The sequence below is a fragment of the Janthinobacterium sp. JF4 genome (genome assembly GCF_059617925.1).
In genome coordinates, this window is record NZ_JCAQAV010000022.1 from 43286 (window position 1) to 60898 (window position 17613).

The window sequence follows — 17613 nt, forward strand, 5'->3', positions numbered from 1 at the left end:
CGCGAGCGGCAGTGATTTGTGGCCGAGAAGCGCAACCGTACTGAAGTACGGTGAGCATCGTCGGCCGCAAAGCGCGCCGCGCAGCAGATTTGCCTGGCTGTCAGCTAAAACCAGTCGTGCCAGATGGGCGTTACATTCGATGGCAGCGGCGGCAGCTTGGCAAAATCCACGCGCGACTCGCCCGGCGCATGGAAATCCGTGCCGCGCGAGGCGAGGAAGCCGTAGGCGTTGGCCAGCTGCGCGTATTCCGGATACTGGTCGGGACTGTGGCTGCCCGTGACGACTTCGATGGCCACGCCACCGAGTTGCTTGAATTCATCGAACAGCACGCCTTGCGCCATGTCGCTGAAGCGGTAGCGGCCCGGATGGGCGATGACGGCCACGCCGCCCGCGCCGCGTATCCAGCCGACCGCCTCGGCCAGGGTGGCCCAGCGGTGCTCGACGTAGCCCGGTTTGCCTTCCGACAGGTATTTCTTGAACACGTCGGGGATATTCGCGCATTTCCCCATTTCCACGATGTAGCGGGCAAAGTGCGTGCGCGACATCAGGTCCGGGTTGCCGACAAATTTCAAGGCCCCTTCATAGGCGTCAGGGATACCGGCCAGGTCCAGCTGGCGGGCAATCTCGCGGCCGCGCGCGTCGCGCCCCGAGCGCGTCTGGTGCAAGCCCTGCACGAGACCCGGATTGGCTTCATCGACTTGCAAGCCCACGATGTGCACGGTTTCGCCGGCCCAGGTGATGGAAATTTCCACGCCGGCCACGAAGCGCATGCCCAGGTCCAGCGCGGCCGCGCGCGCAGCGGCGACGCCGGACACTTCATCGTGGTCCGTCAGCGCCCACACGTCGACGCCGGCGCGGCGAGCGTACGCGGCCACGGCGGCGGGCGCGAGCACGCCGTCGGAAATATTCGAATGACAATGCAGGTCGACTTTAAGCATGTGAAAACAATACCCTGCACGGGCTCAGCATGGAAGAAGTTTTCATTGTACGCTGCTTGTCAGATCGTGCTGCAGCGTTCCCGACACACCTCACGCCAAAAAGGCTTCCACCAGCCGTGCCAGTGCTTGCGGCTGGTCATGATGCAGCATGTGGCCCGCGTCCAGCATCATCTCGCAGCGCACATCCTTGATGCAGGCCAAACGCCGGTCGATTTCGATGCGCGCCTCTTCCTTTGGCCCCATCCATTGCCACATATTCGTCTCCATCGCCTCCACCCACAGCACGGGCGCGGTGATGCGGCGCCAGCACGCCATCACTTCTTCCACCTGGTACAGGATGGGATTGACGCGCTTGTGCCGCGGGTCGCCCATGATGTCCCACTCGCCCGCCTCGTTCTGCGCCGACCAGTGTTCGGCCAGGAAGGCCGCGCGCTCATCCGGCAGGCGCGGATTGGTCTTTTGCAGGCGCTCGGCCACGGCCTGTCGACTCGGATAGCTGCGCATGACGGGCGGCTCGCGCAATTCGTCCAGCCATTTGGCGTAGCGGCCCGGCGCCTGCTCCGGCTTGGTCGCCATCATGCCGAAGCCTTCCAGGTTGATGAAGCGGCTGATGCGCTCGGGCCGCACGCCCGCGTACAGGCCGGCCACGTTGGCGCCCATGCTGTGGCCCAGCAAGTTGACGGGAGCGTCCGGCGAATAATGCAGCAGCATGGCGTCCAGGTCGGCCAGGTAGTCGGGGAACCAGTATGTATCGGACTGCGTGTAATCGCTCAGGCCAAAGCCGCGCCAGTCGGGCGCGATCACGTGCCAATCGCCAGCTAACTCGTCGACGACGAACTGGAACGAGGCGGCCACGTCCATCCAGCCGTGCACCATGAACAGGATGGGCGCCCCTTCGCGGCCCCAGTGGCGCACATGCGTGCGCGCGCCGCGGATGTTGATGAATTCGGAACGGGAAAGTTTCATGGGTTTCATCTCATTGCCTGCCTTGAAAGTGGCGCGGATGGCGCCACATGCTGTGTCTGTAGATATTGCACGGATAAAAGTACGACCGTTCGTTAATTATAGCGGATTGGCGGCCGGCAGCAGGACTTGTCCTGCAACAGCGTAAAATAGCGTACGCAGCAAAATAAAACTTCAGCGTCCGGCCGTGCCCGGCGCTTCCACCACCGCCACAGGCTAACGATGACACTCTACCAATTGGGCGCCGACGCGCCACAGATTGATGCTTCCGCTTTTGTTGCCGACACGGCCAATGTGATCGGCAAGGTGACGCTGGAAGCGAATACGTCCGTATGGTTCGGCGCCACCATTCGCGGCGACAACGAACGCATCACCGTGGGCGCCAACAGCAATGTGCAGGAAGGCGCCGTGCTGCATACGGACCCAGGCTACCCGCTGGACATCGGCCGGAACGTGACCATCGGCCACCAGGCAATGTTGCATGGCTGCACGATCGGCGATGGCGCCCTGATCGGCATCCAGGCCGTGATCCTGAACGGCGCGAAGATCGGCAAGAACTGCCTGGTCGGCGCGGGCGCCCTGGTCACCGAAGGCAAGGAATTTCCCGACAATATGCTGATCCTCGGCTCACCGGCAAAAGCCGTGCGGGCCCTGACGGCAGACGATATCACCAGGCTACAAGGCAACGCCGTGAACTATGTGCAACGCGGCCAGCTATTTAATACGCAACTCAAGAAGATTGGATAAGAGAATGACGACTGAAACCACGGGCGCAGTCAGCGCAGCCGTTAGCGGCCAGGATACCCTGCAAAAATTTATTTTCGACAATGCCGCCGTGCGCGGCCAGTTCATCGACGTCTCCGCCACCTGGCAGGAAGTGGTGTCGCGCCACGCCTACCCGACGGCCGTGAAAAAAGTGCTGGGCGAAATGGTGGCCGCCGCCGCCCTGTTGTCGGCCAACCTGAAATTCAACGGTTCCATCATCATGCAAATCCATGGTGACGGTCCCGTGCGCCTGATGGTGGTCGAGTGCGACTCCGACCTGCGCCTGCGCGCCACGGCCAAGCTGGATCCGGACGCCACCATCCCCGACGTGGCCACCGTGCCGCAATTGCTCAACGCCACGGGCAAGGGCCGCTTCATCATCACCCTGGACCCGGCCGACAAGGTGCCAGGCCAGCAACCGTACCAGGGCATCGTGCCGCTGGACGGCGACGACATGGCCACCGTGATCGAAAACTACATGCTGCGCTCGGAACAGCTGGACACGCGCCTGTGGCTGGCCACGGACGACACCGTCTCGCGCGGCCTGCTGCTGCAAAAGCTGCCCCACCATGGCGGCAAGGCCGAAGCGACGCCCGTGTCGGAAGAAGACGCGCTGGACACGTGGCACCGCGCCGTGATGCTGGCGTCAACCCTGAAAGAGGAAGAAATCCTCGCCACCGACATCGAGACCCTGATGCAGCGCTTGTTCTGGGAAGAAACGATCCGCGTCTTCGATCCCCTGCACCCGAGCTTCCATTGCAGCTGCACGCGCGAAAAAGTGGGCAATATGCTCAAGATGCTGGGCGAGGAAGAAGTCAACAGCACCCTCGACGAAGTGGGCCAGGTGGGCGTGAACTGCGATTTCTGCGGCCAGCATTATGCATTCGACAAGGTCGATTGCGCGCAGCTGTTCATCACGGATGCGCCAGCCGAAGTGCTCATCCCGCCAGCCGCCAGCATTAACTAATTGTAATCCCCTCCGCGCCGCCCCTCAGGCGGCGCAATTATTTCCACTGTCATATTCCCGTCATCAGTTCGTCATCAGCCCGTCACGCGCCGCCGCTACGCTGCGCAGCTTGTATTACCCACACTACTTTCCACAGGCTGATGATGAACTCCCACTTGACGCTGGCCCTGCGCCGCCATTCCTTTCACGTTTTGCTGGGCGCCTGCGCCGCAGGCTTCTCCCTGCCGGCCCTGGCGCAAACGGCCGTCGCCGCTGCCGTGGCGTCCGCCACCACCGAGATGGCCGCGCCCGTTGATGACAACACACCGATGGCCACCGTGGAGATTTCCTCGCGCAAGACGCGCTCCTCGGTCGCCCTGAGCAAGAATGAAATCCAGAAAATCCTGCCCGGCACGAATCCCCTGAAAGCCCTGCAAACCCTGCCCGGCGTCAGCTTCCAGACGGCCGATCCGTGGGGTAACAACGAGCAAAATCTGTCGCTGTTCGTGCATGGCTTTTCCGGCCAGCAACTCGGCTACACCATGGATGGCGTGCCGCTGGGCGACCAGCAGTACGGCAACTACAACGGCCTGTCGCCGCAGCGCGCCGTGATCAGCGAAAACGTGCGCAGCGTCGTGCTGTCGTCGGGCGCGGGCGACCTGGCCACGGCCTCGACCAGCAACCTGGGCGGCACCATCGAAACCTATTCCAGCGATCCGCTGGCCACGCAAGGCGCCAGCGTGCAGCAAACGGTGGGCAGCCACCGCACTTCGCGCACGTTTGCCCGCTACGACACGGGTGCCTTCGGCGACGGCAGCAGCGCCTATTTTTCCATCCTGCACCATGAAGCACGGGCCTGGGACTTCGACGCGCGCCAGGGCGGCGACCAGTTCAACGCCAAGTACGTCAACCGCAGCGAGGCGGGCAAGCTGACCCTGTTCTTCAATTACTCGGACAAGATCGAGCCGAACGAAGACAGCACCGTGCACGTGGCGGGCGAAACAAGCTCGCCGTATACGCGCCCCTTCCTGTACCCGGACTTCAAGGCGGCCCTCAATTACCTGTCGCCGACGGGCGCCACGCCTGCGGCGGACGGCAACAACTATCGCAATTACTACAGCGATGCGCAGCGCACCGATTACCTGGCCTACGCCAAGTTCGACGCCAACCTGTCCGAAGGCATGACGTGGGCTAACCAGGTGTATTTCCACAAGGATGATGGCGCAGGCGTGGTGGCCGGCCCCATCGGCGTGGCCGGCTTGCCGGGCCTGTTCAGCGTGTACTACCCGAAACAGAACCTGAAGGAAGTCTTCGGCAACTCGGGCTACGCCGTGCGCACGACGGAATACGACATCAAGCGCGGCGGCTTCCTCTCCACGCTACGCAAGGAAATCGGCAATCACCAGCTGGAAGTGGGCCTGTGGCTGGAACAGAACCGCTCGTCCGCCTACCGCCGCTGGTATGCGCTGGACGTCAACCACCCCACTTCGCCGTATGACCGCCCCAGCAATCCCCTGATCACGCAGTACGGCAGCGAGATCGACAACAAGGTGGTGCAGCTGCACTTGCAGGATGAATGGCGCATCCGCCCCGACATCGCCCTGCAAGCCGGTTTCAAGTCCAGCCTGCAGTTTGCCGATGGCCAATTCCCCGTGCAGCCGGCCAAGGGCGCCATTTCCGGCGGTTCGACGGCCTTGCCGGTCGGCACCATCAACACGAAAAAATGGTTTTTGCCGCAAGTGGGCGCGCGCTGGGACTTTACCCCGCAAGACCAGCTGTACTTCAACATCCAGAAAAACATGCGCCAGTTCGTCACCTATGGCGGCGGCGGCGCCTCGCCATGGAGCTTGTCGAGCCAGGCCGCGTTTGACTTGTTCAAGCGCGATGCCAAGCCGGAAACAGCCCTCACCTATGAAGTGGGCGTGCGCGGCAGCCATGCTTTGAGCCTGGGCGCCATCACTTCCATCGATGGGCAAGTCAATGTGTACCACGTCGATTTCAGCAACCGCTTGCTGCAGATCAGCCCGACGCCCGTGATTTCCTCCATCATCGGTGGCAACCCCGTGCTGGCCAACGTGGGCAGCGTACGCACGGACGGCATCGATATCGCCGGCACCGTCCACTTCGGCAATAATTTTTCGTTCTACAATGCCCTGTCGTACAACCGCTCGCAATACGCGGACAATTACAACAATGGCGCCGCGCTGGTACGCACGGCCGGCAAGAACGTGCCGGGCTCGCCGGAATGGCTGAACAAGTTTGTGGCCTCGGCCACCTTTGGCGACATCGAAGTACAACTGACGGGAGACTATGTGGGCAAGCGCTACGCGACGTACACCAACGATTTGTCCGTCCCCAGCTATTTCCTGATGGGCCTGGGCGTGTCGGGCAAGCTGCCGGCCATGGCCGGCTGGCTGAAAAACCCGCGCTGGAGAATCAACGTCAGCAACCTGGCCAACCGCGAAGGTTCCTTGAACGTGGTCGTCGGCGCGGCCGACAAGACCTACAACACCTTCCCGATCGCCCCGCGCCAGGGCTTTTTGACCTTGACGGCGGATTTCTGATGCGCGCGCCTATCCTCCCGCAACGGCATTTCTCGCGCCGCAACTTCGTCCGGGCCGCCGCCGGTGGCCTGGCCCTGGCCGCCGCGCCCGGCTTTGCGGCCGGCCTGCTGGAAACAAAGCCAAGCCGTCCGCTCGTGTTTGCCCACCGGGGCGCCAGCGCCCTGCGTCCCGAGCATACGCTGGCGTCGTACGCCAAGGCCATCCTCGACGGCGCCGATTACGTCGAGCCGGACCTGGTCGCCACGCGCGACGGCATCCTCGTGGCCCGCCATGAAAGCAACCTGATCGACACCACCGACGTGGCGCGCCGGCCCGAGTTTGCCAGCCGGCGCGGCAAGAAGCTGGTCGACGGCGAATGGCACGACGGCTGGTTCGTCGACGATTTCACCTTGGCGGAACTGAAGACCCTGCGCGCCATCGAACGGCTGCCGAAAGTGCGCACCGGCAACACCTTGTACGATGGACAATTCCAGATCCCGACCTGGGAAGAAATCATCGATTTTGTTGCAGCGCAATCGGCCGCCAGCGGACGCATCATCGGCCTCGTGCCCGAGCTGAAAAGTTCCACCTACTTCCGCGATGCGGGCCTGGCGCTGGAAGACCGTTTCCTGTCGACCATGCTGGCGCACGAGTACACGCGCCGCGCACCGATCGAAATCCAGTCCTTCGAAGTGGCGAATCTGAAGTACCTGCGCGAGAAGCTGGGACGGCGCGCCAGCGTGCGCCTGATGCAACTGGTGGTCGGCGGCGATATCCGCCCGATGGACGTGGCCAAGGCGGGCGGCAAGCTGACCTTCGGGCAGATGACGACGCCGGCCGGCCTGCGCGACATCGCCGCCTATGCGGACGTGGTGGCGCCGCCCACGCGGGGCGTCATCGCGCTGGGCGCCGACCAGCGCCTGGCCAGGCCCTCGTCCATCGTCGACGATGCGCACCAGGCGGGCTTGCTGCTGCACACGTGGACCTTCCGTCCGGAAAACCGTTTCCTGGCGGCCGACTTCCGCGACGGCAATGGAGAAAATGCGCGCAACGAAGCCGGTTCCGTGGCGGAAATGCGGCGCTATATCGAAACGGGACTGGACGGCTTTTTCAGCGACGATCCGGGCCTGGGACGCATCGCCGCCGGCTAAACATTTCGTAACAAATTCATTTTCAGGGCGTGGCCGATGGCTACGCCCTTATTATGCGTTTCTTGAATTTCTGAAATTGGAATTTGAAATTGGACGCATATCGCAAACTCCATTATTGTGCAATGCAACAACAGACCATTCATGGAGGGCATATGTCCACTTTTACCAACACCTACAGCAACGACAACGACAACTACTTCAGCAACCTGGGCCGCGCCACGCGCGCCTTCCTGGGCGCCCTGCTCGCTTCCAAGCCGTACAGCGCACTGGCACAGAAGGAAGTCATCGCCGGCAGCGTCACCGATGAAGAACAGCGCTATGTGCGCCCAAGCAAGCGCGACATCGCCCTGCTGAACTCGGAAGCGGCCCGTTATGAAAACCTGATGCCGAACTTGGCTTCAGAGCTGCGCTTCCTGGCTTCGCGCGGATAAAAAAACGCCCATGCCGGCGTTGCCTGCGCCTCGCCGTACGTTCGTACTGTCTTCGGCTGGGCGCCTGGCCCTGGACGTTTTTTAAGCCAACTAAATACTAACAAGGATTTTTATATGATACTTCTCGAAACCATACTGGTGAGCGTGGCCGCCGTGGTCACCAGCATCCATTTTTACCTGATCTCGACCGGCAAGGCCCGTTTCTGATCGGCAAGTAGTAGCCTTGTGATATGCCTGCCTGGCAATCGGTCCAGGCTGGCAAGTGGGAAGTAGACCTGTCTTAGTGTGGCGCAGCAGCGTCCACCGGCGTTTCCAGCAGTGGCGGGGTCTGGCCCTTGCGCACGATCTGCACGAAAATCTCATTCTGTTTGACCATGCCCAGCTCATAGCGGGCACGCTCTTCGACGGCGCCCGTACCATCCTTCAGGTCGCGCACTTCGGATTCGAGCTTGGCGTTGCGCGCCTTCAATTCCACGTTCTTTTTGTTGGCCATCGCCACTTGCGCTTCCATGTCGGCAACACGCAGCCAGCCGCCTTTGCCCAGCCAGAGGGGAAATTGGATCAACAGCAGCAGGGCTGCCAGGGCGAGCGTAATCAGGCGCATGGGGCATTCAGTTAGCAAACCGGCCGGATATCTCCGGCCGGCCAGTGGGTTTTACATCAGCTTACTTCAGATTATAGAACGCATCGCGGCCAGGGTAGCTGGCGATGTCGCCCAGGTCTTCCTCGATACGCAGCAGCTGGTTGTACTTGGCCATGCGATCCGAACGCGACATCGAGCCGGTCTTGATCTGCAGGGCGTTCGTGGCAACGGCGATATCGGCGATGGTCGAGTCTTCCGTTTCACCCGAGCGGTGCGAAATGACGGCCGTGTAGCCGGCGCGCTTGGCCATTTCGATGGCGGCGAAGGTTTCCGTCAGGGTGCCGATCTGGTTGATCTTGATCAGGATCGAGTTGGCGATGCCTTTCGAAATGCCTTCTTTCAGGATCTTGGTGTTGGTGACATACAGATCGTCGCCGACCAGTTGCACTTTCTTGCCCAGTTCCGCCGTCAGAATCGCCCAGCCGTCCCAGTCGCCTTCGTGCATCGCGTCTTCGATCGAGATGATCGGGTACTTGTCGCACCAGGTCGCCAGCAGATTGGTGAACTCGGTGGCCGTCAGGCTCAGGCCTTCGCCTTCCATTTCGTACTTGCCGTTCTTGTAGAACTCGGACGCGGCGCAATCGAGGCCGATGGCGATCTGCGTGCCTGGCTCGTAGCCCGCTTCTTCGATGGCCTGGATGATCAGCTTGATGGCTTCTTCATGGTTGGCCAAGGATGGCGCAAAACCGCCTTCGTCACCCACGTTGGTGTTCAGGCCCTTCTTGTGCAGGATCTTTTTCAGCGTGTGGAACACTTCCGCGCCGTAGCGGACGGCTTCCTTGAACGACGGGGCGCCCACGGGAATGATCATGAATTCCTGGATGTCCAGGTTGTTGTCGGCGTGCGCGCCGCCGTTGATGACGTTCATCATCGGCACTGGCATCTGCATGGCGCCCGAACCGCCGAAATAGCGGTACAGCGGCAAGCCCGCTTCTTCAGCGGCAGCCTTGGCGACGGCCATCGAGACGGCCAGGATGGCGTTGGCGCCCAGGCGCGATTTGTTTTCCGTGCCGTCCAGGTCGATCAGGGTACGGTCCAGGAACGCCTGTTCATTGGCGTCCAGGCCCATGATGGCTTCGGAGATTTCGGTATTGATGTTTTCGCATGCCTGCAGCACGCCCTTGCCGAAGTAGCGCTTGGCGTCGCCATCGCGCAATTCCACGGCTTCGCGCGAACCGGTCGAGGCGCCCGACGGCACGGCCGCGCGGCCCATCACGCCCGATTCCAGCAACACATCGCATTCGACGGTCGGGTTACCGCGCGAGTCCAGGATTTCGCGACCGATAATATCAACAATAGCACTCATGTCATTCTCCAAAGTTAAGCGTAACAGGGGCTGCACACTGCGTTCTGATGCGCAATTGCACAAAGGGGGCAAAGAAACTCCCGGCGGAGACTATCAGGCCGGGAGCTGTCTTACGGGTAATACTGTCGCTATCGACCGGCGTTATTCAGCGACGGCGTTGGCTTCCTTGTGCGCCAGCGCTGCCTTGATGAACGAGGTAAACAACGGATGGCCGGTGCGTGGCGTCGACTTGAACTCGGGATGGTATTGCACGCCCATATACCATGGGTGGGCATTTTCACCCGTGCGTGGCAATTCCATGATTTCGCACAAATCTTCGCTCGGCGTGCGGGCCGACACGATCAGGCCAGCCGCTTCGACACGGGCCAGGTAGTGATTATTGGCTTCGTAGCGATGGCGGTGACGCTCGGTCACCACGCTGCCGTAGATCTCGGCAGCGAGGGTGCCCGGATTGACGGCGCAGGTCTGCGCGCCCAGGCGCATGGTACCGCCCAGGTCCGAGTTTTCATCGCGCAACTCGACTTTACCATCGTGGTTTTGCCACTCATTGATCAGTGCAACGACAGGTTGATCCGTATCAAGGTCGAACTCGGTCGAATTCGCGTTCGGCATGCCTGCCTTGTTGCGCGCGTATTCGATCAGGGCCACTTGCATGCCCAGGCAAATGCCCAGGTAAGGGATCTTGTGCTCACGGGCAAACTGGGCCGCCTTGATCTTGCCTTCCACGCCGCGCTTGCCGAAGCCGCCTGGTACCAGGATGGCATCATACTTGGCCAGGTTGTCGCAACCGGTCGTTTCGATTTCTTCCGAATCGATGTACTCGATGTTGACGCGGCTTTCCGTGTGGATGCCGGCGTGGCGCAGCGCTTCGATCAGCGACTTGTACGACTCGGTCAGTTCGACATACTTGCCGACCATGCCGACGGTCACTTCCGCCTTCGGGTGCTCCATCGTGTAGATCAGCTTGCTCCAGATCGACAGGTCGGCCGGCGCAGGATCGAGGTCCAGCGCGTCGCAGATGATCTTGTCGAGACCCTGGTCGTGCAGCATTTGCGGCACTTTGTAGATGGTGTCGACGTCCCACACGGAAATGACGGCCTGCTCTTCGATATTCGAGAACAGCGAGATCTTCGCGCGTTCGTCTTCCGGGATGGCGCGGTCGGCGCGGCACAGCAGCGCGTTCGGCATGATGCCGATTTCGCGCAGCTTTTGCACCGAATGCTGGGTCGGCTTGGTTTTCAGTTCACCGGCCGAGGCGATGTAAGGCACCAGGGTCAGGTGGACGAAGGCCGTGTTCTTGCGGCCGGCGCGCAGGCTCAGCTGACGCGCCGCTTCCAGGAAGGGCAACGATTCGATATCGCCGACGGTGCCGCCGATTTCGCACAGGGCCACGTCGTAGCCTTCGGCGCCACGGCGGATGTAATCCTGGATTTCATTGGTGATATGCGGAATCACCTGCACGGTCTTGCCCAGATATTCGCCCCGGCGTTCCTTGCGGATCACCGATTCATAGATCTGGCCAGTGGTGAAGTTATTCACCTTTTTCATGCGGGTGGAAATGAAGCGCTCGTAGTGACCGAGGTCGAGGTCGGTTTCGGCCCCGTCATCGGTGACGAATACTTCACCGTGTTGCATAGGGCTCATCGTGCCAGGATCGACGTTGATATACGGGTCGAGCTTGAGCATGGTGACTTTAAGGCCGCGCGATTCGAGGATCGCGGCGAGGGAGGCGGCGGCAATCCCTTTACCAAGGGAAGACACAACGCCACCAGTGACGAAGACAAATTTGGTCATTGCAGATGGTGCCGAACGGCACGTGCGGGAAATTGAAATTATACACTAAAGCCCGCCTGCGGCGTTCCCCGCGCACGGAAATTTGCGCCCAATGACGACTATCTCCCCCTCTCCTGCGGTCTACACACAACAAATGCGCGATGAGAAAAATTGAAATATTTCAAATTCCATACTTTGTGTGGGAGAACGAACAGACCCTGCCGCGCACCGGCCGCAGACTGGGATTTTTCAACAGGAGGTCTATCATGAGCTACGAAGAACGCGACGCCTACGGCATGTATGTCAACCGCGGCCATAAAGGCCCCGGCCCTGAACTGATGGGTGCCGACACCCTGATCGGCGACCATGTGCACAACGCCAAGGATGAACATCTGGGCGAAATCAAGGAAATCATGATCGACATGCGCAGCGGCAAGATCGCCTACGCCGTCATGTCGCATGGCGGCGTCTTCACCATCGGCGAAAAGCTGTTCGCCGTGCCGTGGGAAGCGCTGCTGCTCGACACCGTCAACAAGCGCTTCACCCTCAACGTCGACAAGGAACGCATCGAAAACGCGCCCGGTTTCGACACGGATAACTGGCCGGACATGGCCGATGCCACGTGGGCGACGTCGATCCACAGCTACTACGGCACCACACCACGCTGATAACACCTGACAAAACTTACTGCGCGGTGCGCTTTGCGGCCGGCGATGCTCACTGTGCTACAGCACAGCTGTGCTTCTCGGCCACAAATCACATCCGCCCGCTACAGTTTTTGTCAGGCGTCGCAGCTTTAGTAAACAGCTAGAAACGGTACTCCAACCCCGCCACATACGTCCTGCCCCGCGCCGTACTCATCGGCGTATTGTCGTTCGACTGCGACGGCATCGAATTCAAGCGGTTCAGCGCTTCCGAGTAATTCTTGTCCATGGCGTTCTGCACCGCGAGGCGCAGGAACAGGTTTTTTGACACCTGGTAGCTGGCGTACAGGTCAATCACGGCCGGGATCTTCGGATTGTCCACCTTCGTCACTTCCCCCGTGACGTCATCGGCTTCGTTGTCCGGCGACAGGCGGCGGTTCGATCCCGTGTGCTTGACGATGGCGCCGATCTCCATTTTGTTGTCCAGCAAGCGCGTGCCCACGTCGAGGTTGTAATAGGTGCTGGGCAGCTCGCTGATGTCGGACGCGCCAAACCATGCGCTGGCGATCGAGGTGGGCTGGCTGGTCTTTTCACGCGTGTACGACAGCCGCGCATACGCCGGACCCAGCTGGTACTGCGCTTCCAGTTCCCAGCCGCGCGTGCGCACGGGCGTGGCCGAGTTAATGTAGATATACATGTTCGTCACGTACGCATCGACCGTTTCCCAGTCCGTGGCGATCACTTCCGCAATATTGCACTTGCGCCCGTTATCGCAGACGAGGAAGGACTGGCTGGTGATATAGCCGTCGATCTTGCTCTTGAAATACAGGGCCTTGAAGTTCAGCGCATCGTTGGCGCTCAGCAGACCGTGCAGGCTGCCATTGAAGCCCAGCTGATAGGTCGTCGCTTTCTCGCCCTTCAGGAAAGGGTTCATCGACGCCCCGCCATCATTCGAGAAAAACACTTCCTGCGGATTCGGGCCGCGCATGGTGCGCTCGGCGCTGGCGAACGGCTGGAACCACGGCGTCACTTGCGCGGAAACGAGCAGCGATGGATTGATGCCGTGTTCCTTCAGCGCAATATGCGCCGCCCCTTGCGGGAAACATTTCACGCGCTCGTCGCAGGCCGGCTTGTAGCCCGTCAATTCGAAACGCGTGGCGTTCAGGCCCGCATTGAGCTGAACAATGCCACGGTTGTACTGCAGGCCCGCGTACAGGCTGTCGATCTTTTGCTTGCCGGCGGGGCCAAAGGTATTGTTTTCAATCGATTGCTGGTTCGCGTCCGGGTTGTCTGGATCATCGACGAGGCTTTGCACGTGCTTGCTGTATTCATTGCGCATCAGCTTGCCGCCGATGGTCACCAGCGCATCGCCGCCCGCCAGCCTGAAGCTGCTCGTGTTGTTGATGTCAAAGGCATCGGCGCGGTTGGCCGTGCTGGTATTGACGAAGTTGAGCAAGGCTTCCGGCATGTATTTCTGCCTGCCGCGGCTGCTGCTGGCGACCACCTTGAGATCGATCAATTCGGAAAACGGCGTGTAGTGGTATTTCACATAATAATCATCGCTGTGGATATCGCGGCGCGTGAACGTATTGCGGTAATCGCGCGCCGACAATTCCAGCGCATGGAAGTCGCTCAATGTGAGGTCCAGCTTGAGCAACTGCGACTTCGGCTTCTGTTTATAAAAACGGTTGTAGCCGAAGCCGAATTGTTCACTATCGGTACCGTTGCCGTTCTTGTAGTTATTGCCGATCACGCTCGCGCTGGTGGCCGCCATGAAACCCACGCTGCCGCCATCGAAGGCCGGTTTTTTCATTCCCACGGCCAGCATGGCGCTGCGTCCCACGCCATTGTTGCCAGCGGACATCTTCGTGCGCGCCCCCACCTTGTCGCCCGCAAACACGACGTCATCGACGCCGATGGTGCGGAAATTGGCGCTGCCACCGAGCGCATTGACGCCATCGCCGCCGATGGCATTGCCGCGCGACACGTCCACGCCGATGATGAAGTTCGGGTCGATCAGGGCGCCGAACTGGCTGCTGGGCACGCTACCATGCGCCACTTCCGACGGCGCGCTGCCATAGTAATTCTGCGTCACGCCATCGATCATGGTGTTGACCCGGCCAAAACCGGACAGGCCGCGGATATTCACGCTGACGGCCCCTTGCGCCGGATCGATCTGGGTAAACGTGCCCGGCATGCCGCGCAGGATCTGGTCGACGGGTTGCAAGCGCGTGTCCGTGCCGCGCGCGCTGATGGCGCCCGGTTTTTCCAGCGCCTGCTGTTCCACGGAAACCGTTTCACCAGACACATTCAGCGGCGAAAACTCCACCTTGCCGCTTTCCTGCGCCTGTTGCGCCCCGGCCTGCTGCGCCAGCAAAGCCAGGCAAACGCCCACGGCCTGCGTCATTGTCTTGATATGCATACACCCTCGATTTGTTATGTGATTGAAAAAATTCAGCTGGCGCCGTGGCCGTTCCCGGCATCGAGCTTGAACGACACGGGCAAGGTCACCGTCACCGTGCCCTGGTGCAAGACGTTGTCGGGCGGCGCCGGCAGCGGCTGTGCGCGCTCGAGCACTTGCAAGGCTTCGCGGTCGAGCAGCACCGTGCCCGACGAAGTGACCAGCTCGCTGGTCAGCAATTTGCCGTCGCGGTCCACCTGGAAGCGCACCCAGGCGGCGCCAGCCCGCTTGCGCTGGCGCGCGTCGCCCGGATAGCGCTTGAAGTGGGCCAGATGGCCGAGCACACGGCTTTGCCAGCTGGCCGGCGCCGCGCTGGTCGATGGTGTGTCGCTATTGAAGGGCGCGGCCTGCGGACCGCGCCCGGCGGCGGGCGCCGGCGTGGCGCTGCTGCTGGCCTGCGCGGGCATGGACGCTTCCTTGGCGGCATCCTTGCCCGGCTCCGTCGATGGGCTGGCCGCCGCTTTTTCCTCTTTTTCCGCCGCGATGATGTCCGGCGCGGCGGCGCGCGCCAACACCGGCAGCGCTTCCTGCCGGATGGTGCTCCTTGGCGGCCGGGCGGCGCTGGCCGCTGCCGACTGGCGCGCGCCCACCGCTGCCGCCTGTCGTGTCTCCGGCGACATCGCTTGTGCCGCAAACACCAGCATCACGCTGGCAGCCGGATTGGCGGGTGCGACGGCAACGGGCTGCCAGCTGGCCCACAGCAGCAGCGCAAGTGTGGCCAACACCACCAGCGCCGTGGCAATGCCCCAGCTGAACAGGGGGCGCGGGCTCACCCGCCCTCCCGGCCCACCAGGCCCACCTTCAGGTAGCCCGCCTGGCGCAGGGCATCCATCACGCCCAGCACGTCTACATACGCGGCTTGCTTGTCGGCCTGGAAAAACAGCGTGCGCTGGCGGTCGCCGCCCGTCTGCGCGTCAAGCAAACTGCCCAACTGCTCGCGCGCGACGGGCGACTCGCCCAGGTACAGACTGTGATCCGCCTTCAGGGAAACGAACAGGGGCTTGTCGGGACGCGGTTCCGGCTGGGCCGTGGCGGCCGGCAAGTCGATTTTCAGGTCGACGGTCGCCAGCGGCGAGACCACCATGAAGATGATCAGCAGCACCAGCATCACGTCGATGAAGGGCGTGACATTGATCTCGCAGAGCTCCGGCATGTCGGCCGTGTCGTCGTCCGAGGAGGGAAACAGGGAAGCCATGGTTCAGGCCCGCTTGCGCATATCGAGGTCGCGGCTCAGCATCAGCAGCACTTGCGCGGAAGCGGCGCGCAGCTGCGCCTTGTACTGGTTGATGCCGCGACTGAGCACGTTATAGATGACGACGGCGGGTATCGCCGCCACCAGGCCCAGCGCTGTCGCCAGCAAGGCTTCCGCGATGCCCGGCGCAACGGTCGCCAGGTTCGTGCTCTGGCTGACGGCGATACCGATAAAACTGTTCATGATGCCCCACACGGTGCCGAACAGCCCGACGAAGGGCGCCACGGCGCCGATGCTGGCGAGCAGACCGATGCCTTGCGTCATGCTGCGCACCTGCTGCGCAATCCACTGTTCCTGGCGGAAACCGGCCCGCTCTTTCAACGCCGCCGCCGTCGCATGCGCGTGCGACAAGCTCAGTTCCTGCTGCACATCATCGAGCAACCGTTGCGCCAGAAAAGACGCCCCACTCTTTGCGGCCGCGTCCGGCAAGGAGGTGGCCGTCTTTAGCACGGCGACGGCTTGCGCCGCCGCGCGCCGCGCCTGCAGCAAGCCGGCGCCCTTCACCAGCAAGACCACCCAGGTGGCCAGCGCGGCGATCAACAAGCCGATGAGCACACTTTTGACGACCTGGTCGGCGGCGAAAAACATGCCCAGCGGCGACATATCGTGCGGCAAGGCGGACGCTTGCGCAGTGGCATGGAAGAGGGAAAGAGCGATGCCGCAGCTGGCGGCCTTGATACAAGGGATACGCATGAGAACTTTGACAGGTAACAGGCATGGCTGCGCCAACGGCGCGCACGCGCATGCAAAAAATCGGACGGACTACCTGGCTGCTATGGAGGAGCTTGCTGGGGGGGGAGTGCCGGGCGGAACGCCCGGCGGCAATACAAGGAATTATTTGGCGCTGGCGACGGCGGGTGCCACGACCGGCGTAAACCAGACGAAATCCGCCTGCGGCGCCAGCACCGTGACGCCCTGCTGTGCCAGTACCAGCACCAGCGGCGCAGGACCGCCCGTCAAGTCCTGCACGTGCAGCGGCACGCCCAGGTCCTTGTGCGCATGGTAGGCGCCGGCGATCAGCACGGCTGGCGCGGGCGCGGCCAGCAGGCGCTCGGCCATGCGGCGGTCGCGCTGCTGCTGCACCGACAGCATGGCGGCCAGGCGCGGCGCGTCGATCTGGTTATCATGCATGACGCGGATGATGTCTTTCAGTTTGTCATGCACCTTGCCATCGTTGGCCAGGTTCGAATGGGTGCCCTGCACGGCTGGCTGGTCGATGAACAGTTGCTTGATTTCGCTGCGGTCCAGGTTGGCCGACCAGACGGGGTATGGCGCGCGCATCGCGGTCATCACCAGGTCGCCATATTGCGCCCACTTCCAGCTCGGCTGCCACGCCAGCAGCTCGGCCACATGCTCGGGGCGCACGACGGGGGCCGTCTGCAGCCACGGCTTGACCTTGTCCACCTTGGCTTGCTGATCCGGGTTCAGCATTTCCAGCAGCACGCTGCCTTGCGGGCGCTGGCCCTGTAATTGCTGCAGCAGCCATTGCTCGATCTGGTGGTGGCTGAGCTGGTCATGCTGCTCGCCGACGATGACGCGCGGGGCGGCGGCCAGCTGGGCCAGCAGCTGCTCGGCGCTCACGCGCTGGCCGCTGCGCAGGTCGACGATCTCGCCCAGCTGGCGCACATCCTGCGCCACAGACGTCGCGGCGGCCGCCGTGCCAGTGGCCGGCGCAACGCTGCTGCAGGCGCTCAGCGCCAGCACGCAGGCGGGCAGGACGGCAGCGAGGGACAGGGAGAATTTCATGGGCATGGCCTTTCGGGTTGAAGCACGCATTGCAAAATAACTACTGGCGGG

General features: G+C 62.0%; 16 protein-coding genes. 6 read left to right on the forward strand and 10 right to left on the reverse strand.

Translation table 11 applies throughout. From position 1 onward, the window contains the following. Positions 1–104 precede the first annotated feature (104 nt). Together AC54AF_RS16900 and AC54AF_RS16905 are read right to left on the reverse strand one after the other, a co-directional pair. Positions 105–938, reverse strand: a complete 834-nt coding sequence (locus AC54AF_RS16900; protein ID WP_496637477.1) for a 3',5'-nucleoside bisphosphate phosphatase — start codon at positions 936–938, stop codon at positions 105–107. A gap of 90 nt (positions 939–1028) precedes the next feature. After that, positions 1029–1904, reverse strand: coding sequence for an alpha/beta fold hydrolase (locus AC54AF_RS16905; RefSeq protein WP_496637478.1), 876 nt, complete (start codon positions 1902–1904; stop codon positions 1029–1031). Positions 1905–2123: 219 nt separating this feature from the next. Here AC54AF_RS16905 and AC54AF_RS16910 point away from each other — a divergent pair, with 219 nt between their 5' ends. The 5 genes from AC54AF_RS16910 to AC54AF_RS16930 all read left to right on the forward strand — a co-directional run bounded on the left by AC54AF_RS16910 (position 2124) and on the right by AC54AF_RS16930 (position 7737). Then, positions 2124–2648, forward strand: a complete 525-nt coding sequence (locus AC54AF_RS16910; RefSeq protein ID WP_496637479.1) for a gamma carbonic anhydrase family protein — start codon at positions 2124–2126, stop codon at positions 2646–2648. Between the two features lie 4 nt (positions 2649–2652). Then, positions 2653–3633 carry an Hsp33 family molecular chaperone HslO gene (gene hslO, locus AC54AF_RS16915; RefSeq protein ID WP_496637480.1) on the forward strand — a complete coding sequence of 327 codons (981 nt, stop codon included), beginning with the start codon at positions 2653–2655 and terminating at the stop codon, positions 3631–3633. 140 nt (positions 3634–3773) lie between these two features. Beyond that, on the forward strand, positions 3774–6176 hold the full coding sequence (locus AC54AF_RS16920) for a TonB-dependent receptor (RefSeq protein ID WP_496637481.1): 2403 nt from the start codon (positions 3774–3776) through the stop codon (positions 6174–6176). After that, positions 6176–7306, forward strand: coding sequence for a glycerophosphodiester phosphodiesterase (locus AC54AF_RS16925; protein WP_496637482.1), 1131 nt, complete (start codon positions 6176–6178; stop codon positions 7304–7306). The genes AC54AF_RS16920 and AC54AF_RS16925 overlap by 1 nt, the downstream gene beginning before the upstream one ends. 152 nt (positions 7307–7458) lie before the next feature. Next, on the forward strand, positions 7459–7737 hold the full coding sequence (locus tag AC54AF_RS16930; RefSeq protein ID WP_131687537.1) for a hypothetical protein: 279 nt from the start codon (positions 7459–7461) through the stop codon (positions 7735–7737). 280 nt (positions 7738–8017) lie between these two features. On the opposite strand, the gene ftsB is transcribed toward AC54AF_RS16930, so the two are convergent. From ftsB to pyrG, 3 genes are all read right to left on the reverse strand, one after another. Continuing rightward, a complete protein-coding gene (ftsB, locus tag AC54AF_RS16935) occupies positions 8018–8341 on the reverse strand; it encodes a cell division protein FtsB (RefSeq protein WP_131687538.1) in 324 nt (107 codons plus the stop codon). Between the two features lie 61 nt (positions 8342–8402). Next, on the reverse strand, positions 8403–9686 hold the full coding sequence (gene eno / locus AC54AF_RS16940; RefSeq protein WP_034750709.1) for a phosphopyruvate hydratase: 1284 nt from the start codon (positions 9684–9686) through the stop codon (positions 8403–8405). Between the two features lie 141 nt (positions 9687–9827). After that, a complete protein-coding gene (gene pyrG, locus AC54AF_RS16945) occupies positions 9828–11480 on the reverse strand; it encodes a CTP synthase (protein WP_131687540.1) in 1653 nt (550 codons plus the stop codon). A 245-nt stretch (positions 11481–11725) separates the two neighbouring features. Between pyrG and AC54AF_RS16950 the strand changes: the two genes are divergently transcribed. Further along, positions 11726–12127 (forward strand): PRC-barrel domain-containing protein, encoded by a 402-nt coding sequence (locus tag AC54AF_RS16950; protein WP_131387180.1) that lies wholly within the window; start codon positions 11726–11728, stop codon positions 12125–12127. Positions 12128–12266: 139 nt separating this feature from the next. Here the strand turns inward: AC54AF_RS16950 and AC54AF_RS16955 are convergent, their stop codons facing one another. The 5 genes from AC54AF_RS16955 to AC54AF_RS16975 form a co-directional block, all read right to left on the reverse strand. Further along, positions 12267–14525: a TonB-dependent receptor domain-containing protein gene (locus AC54AF_RS16955; RefSeq protein WP_496637483.1), complete on the reverse strand. Its 2259-nt coding sequence runs from the start codon at positions 14523–14525 to the stop codon at positions 12267–12269. A 32-nt stretch (positions 14526–14557) separates the two neighbouring features. Continuing rightward, positions 14558–15337 carry an energy transducer TonB gene (locus AC54AF_RS16960; protein WP_496637484.1) on the reverse strand — a complete coding sequence of 260 codons (780 nt, stop codon included), beginning with the start codon at positions 15335–15337 and terminating at the stop codon, positions 14558–14560. After that, positions 15334–15759, reverse strand: coding sequence for a TonB system transport protein ExbD (exbD, locus tag AC54AF_RS16965; protein ID WP_496637485.1), 426 nt, complete (start codon positions 15757–15759; stop codon positions 15334–15336). The genes AC54AF_RS16960 and exbD overlap by 4 nt, the downstream gene beginning before the upstream one ends. Positions 15760–15762: 3 nt before the next feature. Next, on the reverse strand, positions 15763–16509 hold the full coding sequence (exbB, locus tag AC54AF_RS16970) for a tonB-system energizer ExbB (RefSeq protein WP_496637486.1): 747 nt from the start codon (positions 16507–16509) through the stop codon (positions 15763–15765). A 141-nt stretch (positions 16510–16650) separates the two neighbouring features. Further along, positions 16651–17562: a ChaN family lipoprotein gene (locus AC54AF_RS16975; RefSeq protein WP_496637487.1), complete on the reverse strand. Its 912-nt coding sequence runs from the start codon at positions 17560–17562 to the stop codon at positions 16651–16653. Positions 17563–17613 lie beyond the last annotated feature (51 nt).